21 protein-coding genes are annotated in these 23,073 nt (G+C 48.2%); 16 read left to right on the plus strand and 5 right to left on the minus strand.

Annotation, left to right across the window (positions count from 1 at the left end):
• The first annotated feature begins 50 nt into the window (after positions 1-50).
• Positions 51-1,646: a dihydrolipoyllysine-residue acetyltransferase gene (gene aceF / locus D0B88_RS09860; RefSeq protein WP_151056829.1), complete on the plus strand. Its 1,596-nt coding sequence runs from the start codon at positions 51-53 to the stop codon at positions 1,644-1,646.
• A 130-nt stretch (positions 1,647-1,776) separates the two neighbouring features.
• Complete coding sequence (locus D0B88_RS09865; protein ID WP_151056831.1) at positions 1,777-2,781, plus strand: alpha/beta hydrolase; 1,005 nt, start codon at positions 1,777-1,779, stop codon at positions 2,779-2,781.
• On the opposite strand, the gene D0B88_RS09870 is transcribed toward D0B88_RS09865, so the two are convergent.
• The 3 genes from D0B88_RS09870 to mobA all read right to left on the minus strand — a co-directional run bounded on the left by D0B88_RS09870 (position 2,750) and on the right by mobA (position 4,499).
• Positions 2,750-3,364, minus strand: a complete 615-nt coding sequence (locus D0B88_RS09870; RefSeq protein WP_007642938.1) for a DUF1287 domain-containing protein — start codon at positions 3,362-3,364, stop codon at positions 2,750-2,752. The two genes, D0B88_RS09865 and D0B88_RS09870, sit on opposite strands and share 32 nt — an antisense overlap.
• Positions 3,365-3,381: 17 nt before the next feature.
• A complete protein-coding gene (locus tag D0B88_RS09875) occupies positions 3,382-3,798 on the minus strand; it encodes a VanZ family protein (protein ID WP_007642937.1) in 417 nt (138 codons plus the stop codon).
• Between the two features lie 77 nt (positions 3,799-3,875).
• Positions 3,876-4,499, minus strand: a complete 624-nt coding sequence (mobA, locus tag D0B88_RS09880) for a molybdenum cofactor guanylyltransferase MobA (RefSeq protein ID WP_007642936.1) — start codon at positions 4,497-4,499, stop codon at positions 3,876-3,878.
• Between the two features lie 321 nt (positions 4,500-4,820).
• Here mobA and pdxH point away from each other — a divergent pair, with 321 nt between their 5' ends.
• The 5 genes from pdxH to tadA are packed head-to-tail and all read left to right on the plus strand — an operon-like array spanning position 4,821 to position 8,564.
• Positions 4,821-5,465: a pyridoxamine 5'-phosphate oxidase gene (pdxH, locus tag D0B88_RS09885; protein ID WP_151056833.1), complete on the plus strand. Its 645-nt coding sequence runs from the start codon at positions 4,821-4,823 to the stop codon at positions 5,463-5,465.
• A 6-nt stretch (positions 5,466-5,471) separates the two neighbouring features.
• On the plus strand, positions 5,472-6,461 hold the full coding sequence (locus tag D0B88_RS09890; protein ID WP_191966575.1) for an NAD(P)H-quinone oxidoreductase: 990 nt from the start codon (positions 5,472-5,474) through the stop codon (positions 6,459-6,461).
• Positions 6,454-7,704 (plus strand): CaiB/BaiF CoA-transferase family protein, encoded by a 1,251-nt coding sequence (locus D0B88_RS09895; RefSeq protein ID WP_151056837.1) that lies wholly within the window; start codon positions 6,454-6,456, stop codon positions 7,702-7,704. Before D0B88_RS09890 ends, D0B88_RS09895 begins: the two co-directional genes overlap by 8 nt.
• 27 nt (positions 7,705-7,731) lie before the next feature.
• Complete coding sequence (locus tag D0B88_RS09900; RefSeq protein WP_151056839.1) at positions 7,732-8,001, plus strand: DUF1653 domain-containing protein; 270 nt, start codon at positions 7,732-7,734, stop codon at positions 7,999-8,001.
• Complete coding sequence (gene tadA, locus D0B88_RS09905; RefSeq protein ID WP_151056841.1) at positions 7,998-8,564, plus strand: tRNA adenosine(34) deaminase TadA; 567 nt, start codon at positions 7,998-8,000, stop codon at positions 8,562-8,564. The genes D0B88_RS09900 and tadA overlap by 4 nt, the downstream gene beginning before the upstream one ends.
• Before the next feature lie 371 nt (positions 8,565-8,935).
• Here tadA and ppnN read toward each other — a convergent pair whose 3' ends face one another.
• Entirely contained in the window at positions 8,936-10,348 is a 1,413-nt protein-coding gene (gene ppnN, locus D0B88_RS09910) for a nucleotide 5'-monophosphate nucleosidase PpnN (RefSeq protein WP_151056843.1), read from the minus strand.
• A gap of 191 nt (positions 10,349-10,539) precedes the next feature.
• Here ppnN and D0B88_RS09915 point away from each other — a divergent pair, with 191 nt between their 5' ends.
• Positions 10,540-11,205, plus strand: a complete 666-nt coding sequence (locus D0B88_RS09915; protein ID WP_370452425.1) for an alpha/beta hydrolase — start codon at positions 10,540-10,542, stop codon at positions 11,203-11,205.
• On the opposite strand, the gene D0B88_RS09920 is transcribed toward D0B88_RS09915, so the two are convergent.
• Positions 11,206-12,291, minus strand: coding sequence for a beta-N-acetylglucosaminidase domain-containing protein (locus D0B88_RS09920; protein WP_151056847.1), 1,086 nt, complete (start codon positions 12,289-12,291; stop codon positions 11,206-11,208).
• Positions 12,292-12,902: 611 nt separating this feature from the next.
• Here D0B88_RS09920 and pgi point away from each other — a divergent pair.
• The 8 genes from pgi to D0B88_RS09960 all read left to right on the plus strand — a co-directional run bounded on the left by pgi (position 12,903) and on the right by D0B88_RS09960 (position 22,989).
• On the plus strand, positions 12,903-14,567 hold the full coding sequence (gene pgi / locus D0B88_RS09925; protein WP_151056849.1) for a glucose-6-phosphate isomerase: 1,665 nt from the start codon (positions 12,903-12,905) through the stop codon (positions 14,565-14,567).
• 106 nt (positions 14,568-14,673) lie between these two features.
• Positions 14,674-16,500 (plus strand): phosphogluconate dehydratase, encoded by a 1,827-nt coding sequence (gene edd / locus D0B88_RS09930; RefSeq protein ID WP_151056851.1) that lies wholly within the window; start codon positions 14,674-14,676, stop codon positions 16,498-16,500.
• 92 nt (positions 16,501-16,592) lie between these two features.
• Positions 16,593-18,080: a glucose-6-phosphate dehydrogenase gene (gene zwf / locus D0B88_RS09935; RefSeq protein WP_151056853.1), complete on the plus strand. Its 1,488-nt coding sequence runs from the start codon at positions 16,593-16,595 to the stop codon at positions 18,078-18,080.
• Positions 18,074-18,784 carry a 6-phosphogluconolactonase gene (pgl, locus tag D0B88_RS09940; protein ID WP_151056855.1) on the plus strand — a complete coding sequence of 237 codons (711 nt, stop codon included), beginning with the start codon at positions 18,074-18,076 and terminating at the stop codon, positions 18,782-18,784. The genes zwf and pgl overlap by 7 nt, the downstream gene beginning before the upstream one ends.
• Before the next feature lie 87 nt (positions 18,785-18,871).
• Positions 18,872-19,507: a bifunctional 4-hydroxy-2-oxoglutarate aldolase/2-dehydro-3-deoxy-phosphogluconate aldolase gene (gene eda, locus D0B88_RS09945; protein WP_151056857.1), complete on the plus strand. Its 636-nt coding sequence runs from the start codon at positions 18,872-18,874 to the stop codon at positions 19,505-19,507.
• A gap of 133 nt (positions 19,508-19,640) precedes the next feature.
• Entirely contained in the window at positions 19,641-20,645 is a 1,005-nt protein-coding gene (gene gap, locus D0B88_RS09950) for a type I glyceraldehyde-3-phosphate dehydrogenase (protein ID WP_151056859.1), read from the plus strand.
• 11 nt (positions 20,646-20,656) lie between these two features.
• Complete coding sequence (gene pyk / locus D0B88_RS09955; protein ID WP_007642912.1) at positions 20,657-22,102, plus strand: pyruvate kinase; 1,446 nt, start codon at positions 20,657-20,659, stop codon at positions 22,100-22,102.
• 74 nt (positions 22,103-22,176) lie between these two features.
• On the plus strand, positions 22,177-22,989 hold the full coding sequence (locus D0B88_RS09960; RefSeq protein ID WP_151056861.1) for a M23 family metallopeptidase: 813 nt from the start codon (positions 22,177-22,179) through the stop codon (positions 22,987-22,989).
• Positions 22,990-23,073 lie beyond the last annotated feature (84 nt).

The raw sequence follows: 23,073 nt of genomic DNA on the forward strand, positions 1-23,073 counted from the left end.
TCAAAAACATTTTATCGAATGTAGAAATAACCGATTAGTGAGGAACTACAGTGGCAATTCAAACTATTAAAGTGCCTGATATTGGCGGCGCAGAAGGCGTTGAAGTAATTGAAATCTCCGTAAAGGTGGGTGATGTTATCGCCGAAGGTGATTCAATTGTCGTGCTTGAAACCGACAAGGCTTCAATGGAAATCCCGGCCGATAAAGCAGGCAAGGTTGTCGCTATTAAAGTGAATCTTGGCGATAAAGTATCGCAAGATAGTTTATTACTCGAAGTAGAAGCGGAAGGTGCCAGTGAAGCGGCGCCAGCTCCGCAAGCTGCTCCTGTTGCCGCTGCAGCAGCGCCAGTATCAGCACCCGTTGCGGCAGCAACCAGCGCCGAAGTGCCAATGGTTGTGCCTGATATCGGTGGTGCCGAAGGCGTGGAAGTTATCGAAATTTCTGTAAAAGTGGGTGATGAGGTTGCTGCAGGCGATTCATTGATCGTGCTTGAGACTGACAAAGCTTCGATGGAAATACCGGCTGAAGCCGCTGGTAAAATTGTGAGTCTTGCCGTCAAGGTTGGCGATAAAGTATCTCAAGGTGCTGTGATTGGTGTGTTGGCTACTACTGGTGGTGCACCTGCTGTGGCTGCTGCGCCCGTAAAGGCTGAGCCTGCCCCTGTCGCGGCGGCTGCCCCTGCTCCTAAAGCAGAAGTAGCGAAGGCTGTTGCGCCGGCTATTGATGTTGAGCAAACCGGTGATGTGTACGCCGGTCCCGCTGTGCGCAAGTTGGCTCGCCAACTGGGTGTCGATATGGGCAAAGTGTCTGGCACTGGTCCTCGTGGTCGTTTATTGAAAGATGACGTTCGCGCTTACGTAAAACCGATTGTTGTTGCCGCTCAATCTGGCGCTCCAATGGGTGGTGGTTCAGGTATTCCGCGTGTTCCAGCGGTTGATTTCTCCAAATTTGGCGAAATCGAAACCATCAAAATGAGTAAAGTGAAAAAAATCACTGCGGACAATATGACCCGCAACTGGTTAAACGTTCCTCATGTTACCCAGTGGGACGATGCGGACATCACTGACTTGGAAGCTTTCCGCAATGGTTTGAAAGCTGAAGCGGAAAAACGCGGCAGCAAACTGACTCCATTGCCTTTCATTATGAAAGCTTGTGCTGCTGCGTTGGTTGCAGAGCCAAGTTTCAATGTATCTTTGCATCACGATGGCGAAAGTATCGTGCAGAAAAAATACGTGCACATTGGTATCGCGGTAGATACCCCTAACGGCCTGATGGTTCCTGTTATCCGTAACGTGGACAAAAAAGGGCTGTGGGAATTAACTGACGAAATCAATGCGATTGCGAAAAAAGCCCGTGATGGCAAGTTGTTGCCCGCTGATATGCAAGGTGGTTGTTTCACTATTTCCAGCCTTGGTGCTGCGGGTGGTAATGGTTTTACCCCGATTGTGAACGCGCCTGAAGTTGCTATTCTTGGTGTGTCTCGCGCGCAAATGAAACCAGTGTGGAATGGTAAAGAGTTTATTCCACGTAATATGCTGCCGCTGTCCCTGTCTTATGACCACCGTGCGATTAATGGTGCAGATGCCGGCCGCTTCTTTACTTATTTGACAGCTGTAATAGCGGATGTAAGACGTTTGTTGTTGTAATCATCAATATAGATGGTTTACAAAAAGGGTCAGCAATTGCTGACCCTTTTTGTTTTAATGTTGTGATTTAAAAAATATAAAAAGTCGGCATTTTTCGGTCATTTAATTTCCTCTTGCGAGCGATAATACGATGAACCAATTCCTGAAAATGATTAGTTGTGCTGTTCTATTTGTGTTGTTAGGCTGTCAAACGATTACTCAAGTTGATGACCCGAGCAATACTTACACCCCTGAAACCACCTATCAAAAGCTCGCCGCTGATTATCCTTTTATCACCATTGCCCGCCGGGATGTGCCTGATTCTGTCGTTGAAATAAAAAATATAACCTATGTTCGCTATGGCAAGCGCGCCTTGCAGCTGGATTTATATTTACCTGAATCTTCTATTACTCATTTAAAACCTGGTGTTGTATTTGTTCATGGTGGTGGCTGGCGCTCAGGCTATCGTACTAATTTCACACCTATGGCAATTGGCCTTGCACAGCGTGGTTATGTGACGGCGACAATAAGTTACCGTTTGGCAGGTGAGGCAAAATATCCTGCCGCAATCCACGATGTAAAAGCTGCCATTCGTTGGTTGCGCAGTAATGCCAAAAAATATGGTGTCAATCCTCAGCAGATTGCGGTGGCCGGCGGTTCTGCTGGTGGGCAAATTGCCAGTTTAACGGGCGTGACCAACGGACTTGAAAAATTTGATCCGCAATTGCATCGCTCGCGCATATCAAGTGATGTTCAGGCAATTATTAATATCGATGGTCTCTCTGACTTTACCTCGGAAGCGGCACGACTGCATGAGGATGATCCGCGTAAAAATCCTTCAGCGGCAGGTTTTTGGTTTGGTGGGCGCTACGCAGAAAAAACAGACTTGTGGTATGAGGCTTCGCCTACATTTTATGTCAACAAAAATACACCACCGATTTTATTTTTAATCAGCGCACAACCACGGTTTAGTGTTGGGCATGAAGAGATGATCGAAAAAATGAAACCGTTTGGAATTGCTTATCAGGTTTCAAAAATTCCAGACTCACCACACTCCTTCTGGTTGTTCGACCCATGGTTACAGCCATCTATAAACATTGCCGAGCAGTTTTTGAATCAGCAGTTCAAAATAATGCGTAGCGATAGTGCCCGGTAATTGTGTAGTCGAATAACATGTCTTCCAGTTCAGGGCCTGCACCTATGTTGTGGACAATTAGGGGGCGAAGGTCATCGCTGGAATGTTGGTCTGTCACAATGCCAATATGCGGCAAGTTCCCGGGTAGCATCCAGGTAACCAGATCGCCCGCCTGATAATCGTGCGGTTTAAGTGATATAGCTAATTTTTTGCCATGTCGCGTAAAGAAAGTTTGCAGGTTGGGCACGCGGCGATGATCAATATTGGTATCGGTTTTGGTTTGATTCCAATTGCGTCTTGCAGGGTAAAGCGAAAAATTACTGCGCATATCTTCATGCACTAATTGTTGCAGGTCTATGCCGAGCTTTCGATAAGCGCGAATGATTACATCAGTGCAGACCCCAAACTCTGCAGGCACATCGCCCATCGGGTAAGCGATTTTAAAATAGGTGCCATTGTAAGTAACGGCTGTCGCCGTTTGCGCAAGTGCTGCATCGATTAATTTACGGGTGTTGCTCTTTGGGTCGATAATGTTTTCTGCGAGGCAATATTCTGCTATGCAAAAAATTACCAGGCTCAGGATTGAGAGTGATAATTTGGTCATGATCTAGCCCTTTATTTTTAACTATCGTTATTGCTGGTGTTGCCTCGCGCTTTTATTTTCCAGAAAAGTAAACTGGAAAACCAAGAGCAATATCTTGTCAGTATAAATATTATTGCGAGACCTAAAGCTACACCGGTGGTGTTGGCGATAATGTCTGCAATGCTAAATGTGCGCGGTGGATTAAAATGCTGTGCAATTTCTATGGCGATGGAATAAAGAATTAGTACCACTGCTTGTTGCCACCCTGGCCAGTAAGGCCGGGCAAAATTAATAGAGATGGCTGCAACAGCATAGCCTGCAAAGTGCATCAACAAATCATTGAATACCGGAACGGAATTTTCAGGGTGAGGGGTTAACCCAAGATAGGTATAGATCACCAAAAGAAGATAAAACTGAATAACACATAAAAAACGCCACGCCATCTCTTGCACCATTTATTCGCCGCGGAAGGCCATGAGCATAACAGGTTGTTTTTTATGGAGCGATTGCTCGCGCCAATCGCTGTTTGGTATTACTTAATGAGCGGTACCATGGGTTCGGCAGCGTACAAGTCTTGTGGAGTATTGATATTGAAAAATGGGTCGTAGTCAATCGCACTAAACGAGACTTCTACGGGATTTTGTGCGCTCATCCAATCTTGCAAGCGAGGCATTTCATCGCTTTGTAGTTGTTGCTCCATGGGCTTGATTAATGAAGCGTGCCATAGTGCAAAGGTGGGGTGCCTGCGTGCGAGTGAGGAGGCTATTGCTAACTGTGAATGAGACTGATTGACGGCTTCTAATAGCGTTGATACCAAATCGGAGGGGAAAAACGGCGTATCGGAAGCGAAACTGACCAGCCATTCTGCATCGGGATTATCTTTATGCATCCATTGGAGGGCTGCATGAATACCCGCCAGGGGACCGCGATTGTTTGGAAATACGTCCGGCACTACGGGCAGGCGAGTGCGGGCAAAGCGCAAGCTATTGCCGTTGGCATTGAGCAGTAATTTTTTAACTTGTGGTTGTGCTCTTTCAATGGTGCGCTGCAATAGGGTTTTACCTGCCAGAGGGAGCAGGCATTTGTCGCCACCGCCCATACGGCGGGCTAGGCCTCCTGCCAGAATCACACCTACAACCGACTCAATATTACTCATAAGGTTTTACTGCTTCAGAATCTCTATGTTGGATTAGCTGGGGGCGGAGCGCTTTTGGCGCATTAATCATCATTGTTGCCTATCCCATAGTGTAGCTGCTGCCCCGAACCATCACCACGATTTTTACAGTAACAGGCATTTTTATGGCAATTCATTTGGTAATTATGCTTGGTTTTATATATTGCTTTTGTTGTGAGTTGTATTTCGAACGCGTGGCTTTACCCAAACTGCCAGCCTGTTCGTACCAAGTAGTTCTGAGCAAAATTGCTTTTCTCGGTGTGCCAAGTAGTATGCACACCCATTATGTTTATAGGGGGCTGTATGGAACTTAAACTCGAAGACTTTCGTCGCGAATACACACAAGGTGGTTTGGACAGGGCTGATTTGGCTGACAACCCGCTGGAGCAATTCGGGTGGTGGATGGAGCAAACTATTAAATCCGGTATCCCTGATCCTAACGCCATGACAGTTGCAACAGTTGATGCCAGTGGTCAACCGTCACAGCGCATTGTGTTGCTTAAACATTTGGATGAAAAAGGGTTTGTGTTTTATACCAATCTCAACAGCCGTAAAGCGCAAGAATTGAAACAAAATCCCAAAGTGAGCCTGCATTTCCCTTGGTTCTTTTTGGAGCGACAAGTGAAGGTGTGCGGCACTGCTGAGCCATTATCAACTGCTGAGGTGCTCAAGTATTTTGTCTCGCGCCCGCGCGAAAGCCAGTTAGGGGCTTGGGCATCACAGCAAAGCCGCCCGATTTCATCGCGCGCGTTGTTAATGCAGCAGTTTGAGTCGATGAAGAACAAGTTTGCCAAAGGCGAAATTCCCGTGCCGGATTTCTGGGGTGGGTTCAGAGTCAAGCCACATCAGATCGAATTCTGGCAAGGTGGATCGCATCGGTTACACGACCGATTTCAATACACTTTGCAGGCAGATGGTACCTGGTCGATTGATCGCCTGGAGCCTTAGGTGGAAATGCGCTACGTAGCATTAACAGGATTTGGCGATGCCAGTAATTTGCAATTGGCGCAGATGGCTATACCCGAACCGAAACCTGACGAGGTCTTGATAAAGGTTTATGCAGCGGGAGTTAATCGTCCGGACATTTTGCAGCGCCAAGGCTTGTACCCTGCGCCCGAAAACGCGTCACCAATATTAGGGCTGGAAGTGGCTGGCGAAATTGTCGCGTGTGGAGTGAATGTGAAACGTTGGCAGTTAGGCGATAACGTTTGCGCCTTGGTGGATGGTGGCGGTTATGCCGACTACGCGCTCGCACCAGCCGCGCAATGTTTGCCTATGCCCGCAGATTATTCATACGTTCAGGCAGCGGCTCTACCGGAAACATTTTTTACCGTATGGCATAACCTTTTTCAGCGTGCACATTTGCAAGCGGGCGAAACCTTGTTGATTCATGGCGGTGCCAGCGGTATCGGTGTTGCTGCAATCCAAATCGCGCGTGCGTTTGAAATTAACATCATTGCGACAGCGGGGTCGGCTGCAAAATGTGCGGCAATTGAGCGGTTAGGCGCACAAGCGATTAATTATCGCGAGCGTGATTTTGTCGCCGAGGTTAAACAGCTCACGCAGGGGTTGGGCGCCAATGTAATTTTGGATATGGTAGGTGGTGATTATATCCAGCGCAATTTTTCAGCGGCTGCTAAGGATGGGCGCATTGTGAACATTGCTTTTTTAAATGGCAGTAAAACAATGGTCGATTTTATGCCGCTGATGCTCAAACGCTTAACACTCACCGGTTCAACTCTGCGCGCGCAACCTGCTGCAGTTAAAGCAAATATCGCCGCTGAATTGGAATTGAACATTTGGCCGCTGGTGAAAGCTAAAACTATTAGTCCATTGATTGATTCCGTATTTGCTTTGAGTGATGTCGCGGCAGCGCATCGTCATATGGAATCTAATCAGCACATCGGCAAAATTATTTTGGACATGGCACCGATCAATGACTGAATCTATAAATAGCTCAACAATTAACTCCGGAAATAACCCACTCAATAGCACAGCCAATAAAAGACGCCCACTCGATGGCGTGCGCATTATTGAAGTTGGCCAATTAATAGCTGGTCCTTTTGCGGGCTGCATGCTCGGTTATTTTGGTGCGGAAGTTATTAAAATCGAACCGCCGGAGGGCGATGCAATTCGCAATTGGCGTGTGCTGGATAATGGTACGTCGTTTTGGTGGCGCAGTATCGGCCGCAATAAAAAAAGTATCACGCTCGATTTAAAACACGTCGAAGGTCAAAAAATTGCGCGCCAATTAATGGATAGTGCCGATGTGGTTATCGAAAATTTTCGCCCGGGGGTGATGGAATCCTGGGGGCTTGGGCCGGAGGTGTTAAAACGATCCAATCCCCGGTTAATTTACGCGCGTATCTCCGGTTATGGTCAAACTGGACCTTATGCCACAAAACCGGGTTTTGCATCCGTGTGTGAAGGCATGAGTGGCTTTCGCTATGTGAATGGTTTTCCCGATCAAGCGCCGGTGCGCCCCAATTTAAGTATTGGCGATACCATTTCTGGTATTCATGCTGCGCTCGGTATTGCGCTCGCACTGCTGGAGCGTAATAACAGTGGCGAGGGGCAAGTGGTGGATGTGGCGCTCTATGAATCCATGTTTAATTTGATGGAGGCAGTAGTGCCGGAATTTTCGGGGGCGGGTGTGATTCGCGAACCCTCGGGCACTACCGTCACGGGCATAGTGCCGACAAATACTTATCGCTGCAAAAATGGCAAATATGTGGTGATTGGCGGTAATGGCGATTCTATTTTCCAGCGCTTGATGCAGGTGGCGGGGCATCCGGAAATGGCCAGTGACCCACGTATGGCCAACAATGCCGGGCGCGTGCAACACGAATTGGAAATTGACAATGCGCTTGCCGCTTGGTGTATGAGTAAGGATGCCGATGAGATTCTGCAACTGCTTGAGCAAGCGCGTGTACCGGCGGGCCCGATTTATAATGTGAAAGATATGTTTACCGATCCACATTTTGTGGCGCGCGGTATGTTCGAACAGGTGGAGATTAATGGTAAGCCGTTGCAGTTGCCTGCCATTGCGCCGCGACTTGCGCAAACACCGGGCGCTACCGATTGGCCGGGTGGGGAGATTGGCAGTCACACCCAGGATATTTTGCAAACACTGTTGGGTTTTTCGCCGGAACGAATCGCACAATTAAAATCGACTGGCGTTATTTGAGATTGCCGCAAGGCCAAAGGTAAATTTATGTCACTGCAATCAGGTTTGTATCGCCATTACAAAGGTAAGGATTATTTTGTATTTCAAGTGGCGCATCACAGTGAAACGCGCGAGCCGTTAGTTTTTTATCGCTGTCTCTATGGTGACTATTCGTGGTGGGTTCGTCCCCTTGCGATGTTTACAGAAACAGTTGAGTTGGCGGGTGAGACAATTCCTCGCTTTCGTTTTTTGCGTGCGCTGGGTGAATCTGAAATGGCACATTTTTTAGCCCCGCAAATGGAATATGAGCAATCGTGAATAATCCTGATTCGGTGGAAAGTACAGCATCCATTTTTTCGGAGCAGGACAAGCATTGGATGGATTATGCTTTTCAACTCGCTGCGCAAGGCGAAAAATTAGGTGAGGTGCCTGTGGGTGCTGTTATCGTGTGTGACGAAAAAATATTGGGAGAGGGGTTTAATCAACCTATCACCAGTCACGACCCCACTGCTCATGCGGAAATAATTGCCCTGCGTCAAGCGGCACAACAGGTGCAGAATTACCGTTTGGTTGGCGCGAGTATTTACGTCACCTTGGAGCCGTGCACTATGTGCGTTGGCGCGTTGGTACATGCGCGTATTGCGCGATTGGTGTTTGGTACCACAGAGCCAAAAGCGGGGGCGGTAGTCAGTAAGTCACAATTGCTGGATAACGATTATTTTAACCATCGGGTAAATTATGCTGGTGGGTTGATGGCGCAAGAGTGTCAGCATCAATTAAGTGAATTTTTTGCGGCGCGTCGCGAGCAGAAACGACAAGAAAAAGTGAAGCGGCAAGCATCGCAGGGCGAGCAAGAAAAGCTTGCGGAGTTGAAAAAGTAGGGTTTGGAAATAAAAGGTGGGATTGGAAATAAAACGTAGGGTGTAAAAAATCTAGGCTGTAAAAATAAGTAGGGGCCGCAAGCGGCCCCGTACAGATACTATCCCTTAGTAGAAGTAGTCAATTTGCTCGACATTCCCTTCGATTCCCTGACCGCCTTTCCTCCTGCGCTAGCGCAATCCCTTGATGTCTCCTGACATCGCGTCCCTAACAGGTGGGCGCATCCATTGACCTTTCCTGGCCAGATCACATCATTGTCTACTTCCTTGATGTGATCATTATGCTTGCGCGCAGGCTGGCAGAATAGTCGCTAAACTCCGTATCTTTTGTGAGACATTGACTACAGGGTATAACTAAAATCGCTGTTGACTCATTACTTAATAACTTTATAGCAGGGAATATAGGCTCTACCGGGTAGTTTCATCCGGCTATCCCGCGCAAAAGACTCTAGTAGCTCATCCACAGGGTGCATAATTTCCGGATCGCCATGAAGCTCAAAATGGCCGAACTTCTCAATCGCACAAATGCCTTCCTCTTTCACATTGCCCGCTACTATGCCCGAAAACGCCCGGCGTAAGTTTGCAGCCAATTGGTTTACCGGTTGATTTTTGTGAAGTTCCAGATTACGCATGTTCTCGTGAGTGGGAATAAACGGCTGCTGTAAATCGGGGCTTATTTTGAGTTGCCAATTAAAATAGTAGGCATCATCACTTTGCTTGCGGAACTCGCGCACTTTTTTAATACCCTCTTTCATTTCACGTGCGACTGCTTCTGGGTCATTTACGATAATTTTGTAATGGGATTGCGCTTCAGTGCCCAAGGTGTCACCAATAAAGCGGTCGATATGTGCAAAATAATCTGCCGAGCTTGTCGGGCCGGTAAATACCAGCGGAAAGGGGATATCCTTATTGTCGGGATGCAAAAGAATGCCCAGAATATAGAGGATCTCTTCTGTAGTTCCTGCGCCACCAGGGAACACAATAATGCCATGGCCAAGACGCACAAATGCCTCAAGCCGTTTTTCAATATCCGGCATGATGGTAAGTTGATTAACAATTGGATTGGGTGCTTCAGCGGCGATAATTCCAGGCTCGGTAATACCAATGTAACGACCATTGGGCATGCGTTGTTTGGCGTGACCAATGGTGGCGCCTTTCATGGGGCCTTTCATGGCGCCAGGACCGCAGCCAGTACAAATATCCAGGCTACGTAAGCCTAATTGATAACCAATTTCTTTGGTGTATTCATATTCAATGCGATTGATGGAATGACCGCCCCAGCATACGACCAAATTTGGATCCAGGCCGGGTTTTAGTAAATTGGCGTTGCGCAGCATATGAAAAACGGCGTCGGTGATACCTTCTGAACTTTCCAAATTAAACTTTGGATTACCATTAATTTCATCGTTGGTGTAAATCACATCGCGCAATACGGTAAACAGGTGCTCGCTAATACCGCGAATCATTTTGTCATCCACAAACGCATTGGCGGGTGCGTTTTTAACGGCGAGTTTTATGCCGCGTTCCTGCTGCACAATACTGATTTCAAAGTCTTTGTAGCGCTCTAATAATTCTTTGCCGTCATCCAGGTCATTGCCGGTATTGAGTACCGCAAGTGAGCAGTTGCGAAATAATTTGTAGAGTCCACTTTGACTGGAGTCTAATAATTTCGCGACCTCTATTTTGGACAGCACATTCAGTTGGTCGATGGGTGATATCAACGCATCAACCGTTTTATAAACGCCTGGCTCTGTCAAAATAGGTTGATTGGGGTTGAGGTTGCTCATAGTGTTCCTTAGCATCGGTGATGCGGTTGCTCGGAGTAATTAAGTAGTCTTGTTTTTTGTGACTGGTGTTTTAAGTGTAGTGCTAATTTACGCAGATTGTATTGGCTTGGTCTTGTATGCCCAATTAATAATTCTCGTTATGATGCTTGGTGTATGTTTTTTGATCTGCTTTTTTAATAAATGAGATGGTTATGGATTATTTACCCTGCGTAGAAATTGAAACCGGCAAGTTGCCGGTATCCGCAAGTGTCATTTGGTTGCACGGGTTGGGGGCGGATGGTCATGATTTTGCGCCTTTGGTGCCAGAATTGAATTTGCCAGAAAGTCTCTCTGTTCGTTTTATCTTTCCTCATGCGCCCGAAATTCCGGTAACTATCAATGGTGGTTACATCATGCCGGCTTGGTACGATATTCTGGAAATGAATTTGGAGCGCAAAATTGACGAGCAACAGTTATTAATTAGTGCGGCAGCTGTGCAGGCATTAATTGCGCGCGAGCAGGCGCGAGGTATTCAATCAGCGCGCATTATTCTGGCGGGTTTTTCACAGGGTGGGGCGGTGGTTTATCAGGCGGGGTTAAGTTTTGAACAGCCTCTGGCTGGCCTGCTGGTTATGTCCAGTTATCTTGCTACTCAGGCAAGTTTGCAAATAGCGCCAGCCAATCATCGCACTCCAATTTTGATTCAACACGGGAGTCGCGATGGTGTTGTGCCGGAGCTATTGGGGCAGCGCGCTTTTCGTTTTCTTAGCGATAAAGATTGTCAGGTGAGTTATGAGGCCTATGCGATGGAGCACACGCTTTGTGCTGAGCAAATACTCTCCATTTCCAACTGGCTGCAATGTTTACTTCGTCAATAATTATTCCGTTAAGCAGGCGGGATCAAAAGTATAAACACCATCCAGCCAATCGATGATTTCCTTGGCGAAGGGATTGCGGGGGAACTGACCATAACGCTGGCGCAATATCAATCGCTCGTGTTGATCCAGATTTTTTAATCCGCGCTCTTGCAGTGTATGCACATCTTCTGTCAGTTGTTGTGCCAACTCAGCGCCGCAGAGTTGCTCACAAATAAGATGGAATGCATTTTGTGCGGAATAATCCTGTGCTTGTTGGTACGCGATTGGCAGGCTGGCTAACGGAATTTTTGACAGCCAGGCTTGATTCATTGGGTTGACTGCATGGCCTGATAATTTTCCTTCGAGCTGGCCGTGCGATTGGTCGAATGCGCGCAGTTGCAATACGTTGGATTTTGCGGCGCCATCATTCACTGGGTAGTTGTCCCATAAAAATGGTTTGCGACCGATCAGCTCCTTCACTTGTAATAGATGCTCGCGGGTATAGCTGGGCGAGCAAACTTTTTCCCCTGTCCAAAACATATCAATAGTGCTATCGAGTTGCCGGGCAAATGTTTGCCAATAATTAGCGGGCATTTTGCCAAAGACTTTTTCCAATACCGGATCAAAGCTGTAGTAGGTGGGGCAAAAGATAATGCGCTGGGCGCTACTGAGTGCGGCTGCTTCATGAGCAATATCAATTTGAATTTCCGCTAACCCGGGAATATCGCCGCGCATATCATCAAATAAAATACAGAGAATATCGGGTTGTAGATCGTTGAGTTGTTGGATACGCCGTTTGAGTTGTTGCCGTTGATCGCGCGAGTTATCCAGATAAATTTCATGAGGGCTTAGCCCCACGCCAAATTCAATTTTCGCCTCACTATAAATGTGGCGCAGCGCGACCAGTTTTTCCTTTGTTTCTGTTGGCCAATCCTGCTGCCATTGCGTGCGCAGAAATTTGTCACTTTTTGGTGCATAAATATAAAAGTCATAGTGTTGCTGTACGAGAAACTCTGCATAGCTGGTGCGATCTTCCCACTGCCATTCGCGTCCAAAAAAACCTTCAATAATGCCAAGAGGTGTAGCGCGGCTTTTATTCGTTTGCATCGGTGCTCGCCTGTTTGCTGATGAGAAACGTGTTGCTGTTGTGATTTTTTTAAAGCGATATAGGTGTAAATTTGTTGAGCTTTTTACTGCTTTTTTATGGTGTCGGTTTCTTCTGGGGGAATGTAACAGTGCGATAATTCTTTGTCGCTATTAGATACTGATTTCTGAAGTGTCCTTCGTACATTGCCAAGGGTGGCGTCAATTGACACTATAAGCCCATCTGCCTATCATAGCGGCCTTTTTGCGCTGGGCAATTTTACGGTTTTTTCAACGGTATTTGGCACAATTCACTTGCTGTTCTGTTGTGTTATATCGACGAATATTTCTCGCGGGTTGTTGCTTTCATATTTGAATTGCTTTTTAACGCCGATCTCTAGGATGGCCTGTGTGCTGACGGGTTAATAATAGGAAGCGTATCATTTCAATTCCGTGCGTTAATCTTACATGCCTGAATTAAATCGGTAATGGCCAATATGCGGAAGGTTCCTCCGCCACAGAGGCAAAACGGTATTCGACCTGAGCTTCTCACTACTAGAATTGGAACCAGATTAAAAATCAACCGCCTGTATTTTTAGGTACATCACCTATACAACATAGTTTGTGGAGTAGAAATGACCAAGCCTGACACGCGTCCTACTGACTTACCTTCCTGGAAAGTACTTGAAGCCCATGCGGCGCAAATGAAAAGTCGCCACCTTAAAGAATTATTTGCCGCTGATGATCAGCGCTTTGAAAAGTTCTCCTTGCAGCTCTCTCCCTTCTTGTTCGATTACTCCAAAAACCTGATTACCGATGAAACCAAAGCGGGGCTCTTGGCCTTGGCACAGGAATCTGGTGTTGAAACGTGGCGCAGCAAGATGTTTGCTGCGGAGCACATCAATGCCACGGAAGATCGCGCTGTGATGCATGTGGCTTTGCGTGATAAGTCTGCAAACCCGATTCTTATTGATGGTGCTGATGCGCGCCCGGCGGTAAATGCGGAATTGGAGCGTATGCGTAAGCTGAGTGAAAAGCTGCGTTCAGGCGGGTGGGTGGGTTATACCGGTAAAACTATCACCGATATCGTGAGTATTGGTATTGGTGGCTCAAACCTTGGCCCGCTGATGGTATGTGAAGCGCTGAAAGCTTATAGCGATAAACAATTCAACATGCACTTCGTGTCCAATATTGATGGTGTTCAGATCGCAGAAGTGTTGGCCGGTTTGAACCCTGAAACCACCTTATTTGTTATCTCCTCCAAAACCTTTACTACCCAGGAAACCATGACCAATGCGCGTACTGCAGAGCAGTGGTTTATGGCGGCGGCGGGCGATAAGTCGGCTATTGCCAAGCACTTCGTGGCGGTATCTACCAACCGTAAATTAGTTACTGCTTTCGGTATTGCGGAAGAAAATATTTTTGATATGTGGGATTGGGTTGGCGGGCGTTTCTCGCTCTGGTCGGCAATCGGTTTACCGATAGTATTGTCCCTTGGTTACGACGTATTTGATGAGCTGCTGCAAGGCGCTTATGAAATGGATCAACATTTTCAAAGCGCACCTCTGGCAGAAAACGCCCCTGTCATGTTGGCGTTAGTGGGAATCTGGAATCGCAATTTCCTCGGCTATCCTGCGCATGCACTGCTGCCTTACGATCAATGTTTACATCGCTTCCCTGCTTATATGCAGCAGGCGGAGATGGAAAGTAATGGTAAGTCGGTTAACTGGGCAGGCGAACAAATTACCTACGGCAGTGTGCCGCTGGTGTGGGGTGAGGTTGGTATTAATGGTCAGCATGCGTTCTATCAAATGCTGCATCAGGGCACCGATATTATCCCTGCTGACTTTATTGGTTCGATTGCACCAACCGTTGCGGTTGAAGGTCATCACGATGCTTTAATGGCTAACTTCTTTGCTCAAACCCAGGCCTTAATGCTGGGGATTGACGCCAATCAGGTGCGCCGTGAGTTGGCAGCAAAAGGCGTGAGTGCCGAGCGTATTGAAGAGATCGTGGAGCACAAGGTGCATCGCGGTAATCGCCCCAGCAATACCCTGTTGTTGAACAAGGTTGACGCCCGTTCACTGGGTGCTTTGATCGCGCTTTATGAGCATAAAATCTTCGTTCAAGGTATTATCTGGCGCATTCACTCCTTTGATCAGTGGGGTGTTGAGCTGGGTAAAGTATTGGCGGCAGCGATTCAACCGGAGTTGGATCTCAATAAAGCAACCAATGCGGCGCACGATGCTTCTACCCGCAACCTGATTGACTGTTACAAGCGTGCCAAAACAGCTCAATAAGCAGGGTGCGGAAAAATACAGACACGCCGGGCTATGTACCCGGCGCATCCATAGGCAAACCACGATGTTTGCAATAGGTACGGCCCCATAGAGCAATGGTATTCACATGACTGAAGTGTTAAGCACAGACCCGCGACTTGTCGAAATCACCGAGCGTATCATCGCTAGAAGCCGAGATACCCGTGCCGCCTACTTGGCGCGCGTAAATAAATTCCGCAATAAAGGTCCTGCGCGGCATCACTTGGGTTGTGCAAACCTTGCGCATGGTTTTGCGGCGTGCAATAGCGACGATAAAGCTGCCTTGGCTGAAGGGCAGGCGGCGAATATCGGTGTGGTGAACTCCTACAATGAGATGCTCTCTGCACACGTTCCCTATGGCGAGTACCTTGAACCTATTAAGGCTGCCGCTAAAGAAATGGGCATGACAGCGCAAATGGCAGGTGGTGTTCCCGCCATGTGCGATGGCGTCACCCAGGGCTTTCCGGGTATGGAAATGTCGCTATTTAGCCGTGATGTGATCGCAATGAGTACAGCCATTGCGCTATCGCACGACATGTTCGATGCGGCTGTTTGCCTCGGAGTGTGCGACAAGATTGTTCCCGGGTTGATGATAGGCGCACTGTCGTTTGGTCAGTTGCCAATTATTTTTATCCCTGCTGGGCCTATGACGCCCGGCTTGTCCAATGCCGAAAAAGCCAAGGCGCGCCAATTGTTTGCCGAAGGTAAGGTTGGGCGTAAAGAGTTGCTGGCCGCGGAGAGCGCTTCTTATCACAGTGCGGGTACCTGTACTTTTTATGGCACCGCCAATACGAATCAAATGTTGATGGAAATTATGGGTATGCATTTACCTGGCAGTACTTTCATCAACCCTTATACGCCATTGCGCGATGCCTTGACGCGTGCGTCCGTCCATCAGTTAGCAAGAATTACCCGCGATACCCCAGTAACTTTGGCTGAAATTGTCACCGAAAAATCGATTGTTAATGGCATTGTCGGTCTCATGGCGACTGGCGGCTCCACCAATCATGCGATGCACATAGTTGCCATCGCCCGAGCTGCTGGTGTACAAATTAACTGGCAGGATTTGTCTGACATTTCGGATATAATTCCGCTCCTATGTCGGATCTACCCTAATGGTTTGGCTGATGTAAACCGCTTTCAGGCTGTTGGCGGTATGGGTTATTTAATCCGTGAGCTGCGCGCTGCGGGCCTACTGCATGACGATGTTAAAACCATCATGGGTGACGGCGGCTTAGAGGCATACACCAAAGAACCGTTCTTGGAGAATGGTGAAATTGTGTGGCGTGATGCGGTTTCTGAAAGCCTGGATGATTCAGTTTTGCGCCCGGTTAGCAAGCCTTTTGCTCCTGAGGGTGGCATGAGATTGTTGAAGGGTAATATTGGCCGTTCAGTGATTAAAATCTCAGCGGTTAAGCCGGATCATCGCAAAGTAGTTGCTCCGGCAATTGTGTTTCACAGTCAGGATGAATTGCAGTCGGCTTTCAAACGTGGTGACTTGGAAAAAGATTTTATCGCCGTTGTGCGTTTCCAAGGGCCAAAAGCTTGTGGTATGCCAGAACTTCACAAGCTCACTCCACCGTTAGGTGTGCTGCAGGATCGTGGTTTCAAAGTGGCATTGTTGACCGATGGTCGCATGTCCGGGGCGTCTGGTAAAATTCCGGCTGCGATACACATGACCCCAGAGGCCTTGGATAATGGCCCAATTGCGCTGATTCGCGATGGGGATATGATTGAGTTGGATGCTGAGACAGGCACCTTGCAGTTGCTGGTCAGCGAGGAAGAGTTGAATTCCCGTCAGCCTGCCCAATGTGATTTGTCAGCAGTTCACTATGGTATGGGGCGCGAGTTATTTGCGCCGTTGCGTGCCACAGTGGGCCTCGCTGAAGAAGGAGCTACTGTATTTAACTGGTAAGTAGTTAAATTCCGGACCCCGAACTGTCGTTCGGGGTCTTCGTTTTTAGAAAGTAAATCCACTGTCAAGTTTCACAAACAGGATTACCCCTCATGCTCGAAGCGTTTGATTTTGTTATTTTTGGAGGCGCTGGCGACTTGGCTCTGCGCAAGTTGATCCCTGGGTTGTACCGCGCTCATCGCGAAGGCTCTTTGCCTGCCAATGCGCGCATCATCCCCACTTGCCGCAATACCCAAATGGTTGCTGAATACAAAGACAAAGTGCGCGCGGCCGCAGAAAAACACTTGAATGCCGATGAGTTTGTCGCTGCCGATTGGGATGATTTCGCACAGCGTCTTTTCCCTGTGTTTGTCGATATTGGTACCAAAGATGAGCATTGGGACGCGCTGGCTCAGTTGTTAAACAGCGGCGGTAATGCTGCGCGCGTGTTTTATCTTTCTACCCCGCCATCAGTATTCAGTATTTGCTGCAAGCATTTGCATGAGTCTGGCCTGATCACTGCTAATGCGCGTGTTGTGGTTGAAAAACCCTTGGGCTACGACGCTAAAACAGCTGAAGAAATTAACAGCCAGATCGCAGAATACTTCAGTGAAGATGCTATTTTCCGTATCGATCACTATCTCGGCAAAGAGACAGTTCAAAATCTGTTGGCACTGCGTTTTGCTAACGGAATGTTTGAGCATTTGTGGGATGCAAAATCGATTGATCATGTACAGATCAGTATTTCTGAGACTGTAGGTCTGGAAGGGCGCGCAAGTTTTTACGACGGCGCGGGCGCGCTGCGCGATATGGTGCAAAACCATATCCTTCAATTGCTGTGTTTGGTGGCTATGGAGTCACCTAATAAAATGACTGCTGAGCGTATTCGCGCTGAAAAACTCAAAGTGTTGGAAAGCTTGCGTCCACTTACTGGCAATACCGTTAAATACAATACCGTGCGCGGTCAGTATGTGGCGGGTGAGATGGCCGGCAAGATGGTTCCCGGCTATCTTGAAGAGTTGGGTCAGCCAAGCAATACCGAAACCTTTGTCGCTATTCGTGCTTATATCGATAACTCACGCTGGGCCAACGTACCTTTTTACCTGCGTACTGGTAAACGCATGAAGCAGCGTTTCGCGGAAATTGTCATCCAATATAAAGATGTCGCTCACCGCGTATACCCAGAGTCTGCCGGTGCGGCAACACCAAACCGCTTGATTATTCGTCTTCAGCCGGAGGAGAGCATCAAGATCATCATGGTGTCCAAAGATCTGGAAAAACATGAGACGCATCTGCGCCCCGTCGTGCTCAACCTGAACTTTGCTGATACCTATAAAGACTTCTATTCAGATGCTTACAAGCGCTTGATGCTTGATGCGGCGGCTGGTGATGCCAGCTTGTTTATTCACCGTGCCGAAGTCGATGCAGCCTGGTCGTGGATTGATCCAATAATTGAAGCCTGGCAGCGCCCTGAGAATAAACCACATGGCTATATGGCTGGCAGCTGGGGACCACAAGCCTCTGCACAGTTAATGGCCAGTGATCGTCGTCGCTGGTTCTCGATCGATGAAGTTCTCTCGGGAGCAGATCAGGAATGGTAAGCGAGCGTTTATTTGACAGTCGCGCAGAGATGATCGCTGCGCTGCAGGCAGAATGTGAAACTGCACTGCGCGACGCGATTGAAGATCGCGGTGAAGCAACTTTTATGGTGTCCGGTGGCAGTACGCCTGAACCGCTGTACAAAGCCTTGAGCAATTCCGATCTGGATTGGGAATCTGTTTACGTCGCCTTGGTTGATGAACGCTGGGTGGATTTTGCGCACGATAAAAGCAATGAAGCTTTTACCGTAAAACACCTGATCCAGAATAAAGCCGCCGTGGCCAATCTGGTCGGTATGAAAAACTCAGCGGAAACTGCTGCTGAGGGTTTGGATGACTGCGAAAGCGCGTATCAGCAATTGGCGCAACCCTTTGATGTGACTATTTTGGGGATGGGTTCTGACGGCCATACCGCTTCATTGTTCCCGCATGCACAGGGATTGGATGAGGCATTGAATCTGGAATCTGAGCAGCTGTGTGCGGCGATTATCGCCAAGCAAAGCGAAGTAACCGGTGCAATTACCGAGCGCATGACCTTGACGTTGGCTGGGTTGCTGCGCTCCAAAACCTTGGTGTTGTTGCTGACTGGCGATGAAAAATTGGCAGTATTGCGTGCAGCCCAGGCGGGTACCGATATAAAAGAAATGCCGATTCGCGCTGTGTTGCAACAGCAAAAAGTACCGGTTGTGGTTTATTGGGCGCCTTGATTTTTACCGAATTCCGAACTGATCTGCGGTAGGTTTTTTTAGGGCAGATTATTCTTTCGAACTTTTTTGAACAACGAGGGACATACAGTGGCTTTAACTATCGATCAAATTGTCAGAGTAGCGCCAGTCGTACCCGTTATGGTGGTAGAGCGTATTGAAGATGCTGTGCCCTTGGCCAGAGCGCTTTATAACGGTGGCTTGAAAGTGTTGGAAATTACCCTGCGCACCCCCTGTGCACTGGATGCCATCAGCGCCATGGTAGAAGACTTGCCCGATGACGCGGTAATTGGTGCTGGCACTATTATTACCCCGGCAGATTTAGAAAAAGCGGTAAAAGCCGGTTCAACATTTTTGGTGAGCCCTGGCACTACACCGGCGCTGATCGAAGCGGCTAAAGCTTGTCCGGTTCCGCTGTTGGCCGGTGTTGCAACGCCAACGGAAGCAATGAATCTCTACGTACAAGGTTTTACCCATCAGAAGTTCTTCCCGGCTGAAGCAGCGGGCGGTGTGCCGATGTTGAAGTCAATTGCCGGTCCTTTGCCGCAAATTACTTTCTGCCCAACGGGTGGTATTGATTTGGCTAAAGCACCAAGCTATCTGGCCCTGCCCAACGTGCATTGCGTAGGCGGTACTTGGATGGCGCCTAAAGAATTGATGAAAGCCGGACGCTGGGATGAAATCGAGCGCCTTGCGCGTGAAGCAGCAAGCCTGCCACGCGATTAAAACCTGGAGGCAGCTGCTTGTGCTTGCTGCGCCTAATGAATACAAGAAACGGGCGTATTAAGCGCCGGAAAAGGGCGCAGCAAACGGCGCCTCTACAGCAAAAATCAATGAACAAATTATTCAGGAGAATGTAATGATTAGAGTGGCAATTAACGGTTACGGTCGTATCGGTCGCAATGTACTGCGTGCCTTGTATGAATCAGGCAAGCGCAGCCAAATCCAGATCGTTGGTATCAACGACTTGGGTGATGCTCACCTCAATGCCCATCTCACCAAATACGATTCTGTTCATGGCGGATTTAACGGCACCGTTAAATTTGAAGGCGATACCATGTTCGTTAACGGCGATGCTATCCGTATTACTTCCGAGCGCGATCCTGCCAAGTTGCCCTGGGGCGAATTGAATGTGGATGTGGTGTACGAATGTACCGGTATTTTCACCAGCAAAGAAAAAGCCAGTTTGCATTTGGCTGCTGGCGCCAAGAAAGTCATCATCTCTGCTCCTGGTACCGATGTTGATGCAACCGTGGTATTCGGTGTAAACGACAAAGTATTAAAAGCCACTGACACCATTATCTCTAACGCCTCTTGCACGACTAACTGCTTGGCACCGGTTGCTAAAGTGTTGAACGATAACTTCACAATCGTGCAAGGTTCTATGACCACCATTCACTCTTATACCAATGATCAGGTGTTGTCTGACGTATTCCACAAAGATATCTATCGTGCGCGTTCAGCTACCCAATCAATGATCCCCACTACCACTGGCGCTGCAAAAGCGGTTGGTTTGGTATTGCCGGAATTGAAAGGCAAAATGGATGGTATTTCAGTGCGCGTTCCTACCATCAACGTATCCTTGGTTGACCTGAACGTATTGGTAGAAAAAGACGTAAGCGTTGAAGCCATTAACGCTGCGATGAAAAAAGCCGCTGAAACAGAAATGCCAGGTGTTTTGGCATTCGTTGATGAGCCGCTGGTTTCAATCGATTTTAACCACAATCCGCACTCTTCCAACTATGACTCACTGCAAACCAAAGTGTATGGCAAGTGGGTGAAAGTATTAGCTTGGTACGATAACGAATGGGGTTTTTCAAACCGCATGTTGGATAACACCATTGCATTGATGAACGCCAAATAAGAGAGTCAGTTATGTTAAGACGTACCAAGATTGTCAGTACCCTCGGCCCGGCCTCTGAATCGCCGGAAGTACTTGAGAAGCTTATTCTGGCGGGTGTGAATGTTGTGCGGTTGAACTTTTCACACGGCTCTCCAGAGGATCATAAGCGTCGCGCGGAAACTGTTCGTGCATTGGCGGCGAAACACAATCGTTTTGTGGCCGTATTGGGTGATCTGCAAGGCCCAAAAATTCGCGTTGCGCGTTTTGCAGAAGGCAAAATTTATCTGAAAGTGGGTGATAAATTTGTTCTGGATGCAACGCTTGAGCGCGATGCTGGCAATCAGGATCAAGTTGGTATCGACTATAAAGAGTTGCCCAACGACTGTAAGCCTGGTGATGTGCTCTTGTTGGATGATGGTCGTGTAGTGCTGCAGGTCGACAAAATCGAAGGCCCGCGTATTTATACCACCACCAAAGTGGCCGGTCCTTTATCGAACAATAAAGGTATTAACCGTCAAGGTGGTGGTTTAACTGCGCCGGCGCTGACAGAAAAAGACATTGCCGATATCAAGACTGCCGCTGAAATTGATGTGGATTATTTGGCGGTATCTTTTCCACGTTCCGCTGAAGATATGCATTTCGCGCGTAAGCTGATGCTTGAGGCCGGTGGTCGTGCGGGATTGGTTTCCAAAGTTGAGCGTGCAGAAGCAGTTGCCGATGATGAAACCCTCGATGGCATTATCATGGCGAGCGATGCAGTGATGGTCGCGCGTGGCGACTTGGGTGTTGAAATTGGTGATGCTGCCTTGATTGGTGTGCAAAAACGCATCATCGCCCGCTCACGTGCGTTGAATAAAGTGGTAATCACGGCGACTCAGATGATGGAGTCAATGATCAACAGCCCATTGCCTACCCGTGCAGAAGTATTCGACGTTGCCAACGCTGTGCTTGATGGCACTGACGCAGTAATGTTGTCTGCTGAAACTGCTGCTGGTAGTTTTCCAGTGGAAACTGTAGAGGCAATGGTGCGTATCATTCTCGGCGCCGAGAAGCATCCAACGGCGAGTTTTGACAACTATCGTATGGATCAGGCTTTTAGCACTGTTGATGAATCAATTGCCTTGGCTTCAATGTTTACCGCCAACCACCTTGATGGCGTGAAAGCAATTATCTCTTTCACCGAATCAGGTAGTACCCCGCGTTTGATGTCTCGTGTAGGTTCACAGCTGCCAATTTTTGCTTTCTCTCGTCATGTGGGGACTCAGCGTAAAATGGCGTTATATCGTGGTGTTCAACCAATCGCTTTCGACACGGACAGTACCCCTTGTGCGCAAGATTTTGCTCGCGCCATTGGTCTGCTTAAGGCGCAAGGAGAATTGGTGAACGGTGATTTGGTGATAGTCTCCAGCGGTGATACTAACTTGCTGGGCGGTACCAACACGATGAAGATCCTGCGTGTAGAAGACAAGTCTGTCTAAAACAGTGGTCTCTTAAAAACGGCAGCCTGGCTGCCGTTTTTTTTGTCCGTTATTTGTTGTTATGAGTAGTTGCCATGAAGCGCAGGTTTTTTGTGTTTTTGTTGTTTTCCCTGGTGAGCATTCATGCCTTTGGGCTCGAGTTGCGTGGCAGCTGGCAACAGGGTGGGGTTATTGTCGGTAAGGTGCCGGATGGTAGTCAGATTGAATATCGCGGAAAGAAATTGCAACTTTCTTCCCTGCGGGAGTTTGTCATTGGTTTGGGACGGGATGCACCCGATCACGCAACGCTAGTAGTAATTGATGCACAAGGCGGCCGCACTGAGCATAAGTTTGCCGTAAAGCAGCGTAGTTACAACATTCAGAGGGTGACAGGAGTACCGCAACAGACGGTGGAGCCTGATCCCGAACAAGTCGCGCGCGCGCGCCGCGAAGCACAAATGGCTGCTGATGCACGCAAAGGTAATTTGCCATTGCGGTTTTTTGCTCAGGAATTTGTATGGCCTTTGGTTGGCCCCATCACCGGCGTATACGGTAGTCAGCGTGTTTACAATGGCGTCCCCAACTCCCCCCATTACGGTGTGGACATCGCGCTTCCAGTCGGGACTGTCGTAAATGCGCCTGCAGGCGGTGTAGTCACACTTGTACATCCGGATATGTTTTTTTCAGGCGGGACTCTGATTATCGATCATGGGCATGGCTTGTCCTCCACCTTTATTCACTTGAGCGAAATTTTGGTAAAAAAGGGTGATGAAATAGTTCAAGGTCAAGCCATCGCCAAGGTAGGTAAAACTGGCCGCGCAACAGGCCCGCATTTAGATTGGCGGATGAATTGGTTTGAGGAACGTGTTGATCCACAGTTGTTGGTTGGCGCGATGCCGAGCCAGTAGTTGTCTGGTCGGTTATTTAAATCCCAAATTCCCGCGATAGCCAAGAGGCTCTAGAGACATGGCTGCAAAAGGCAGTGTAAGATA

The organism is Cellvibrio sp. KY-YJ-3 (genome assembly GCF_008806955.1).
Taxonomy (GTDB): domain Bacteria; phylum Pseudomonadota; class Gammaproteobacteria; order Pseudomonadales; family Cellvibrionaceae; genus Cellvibrio.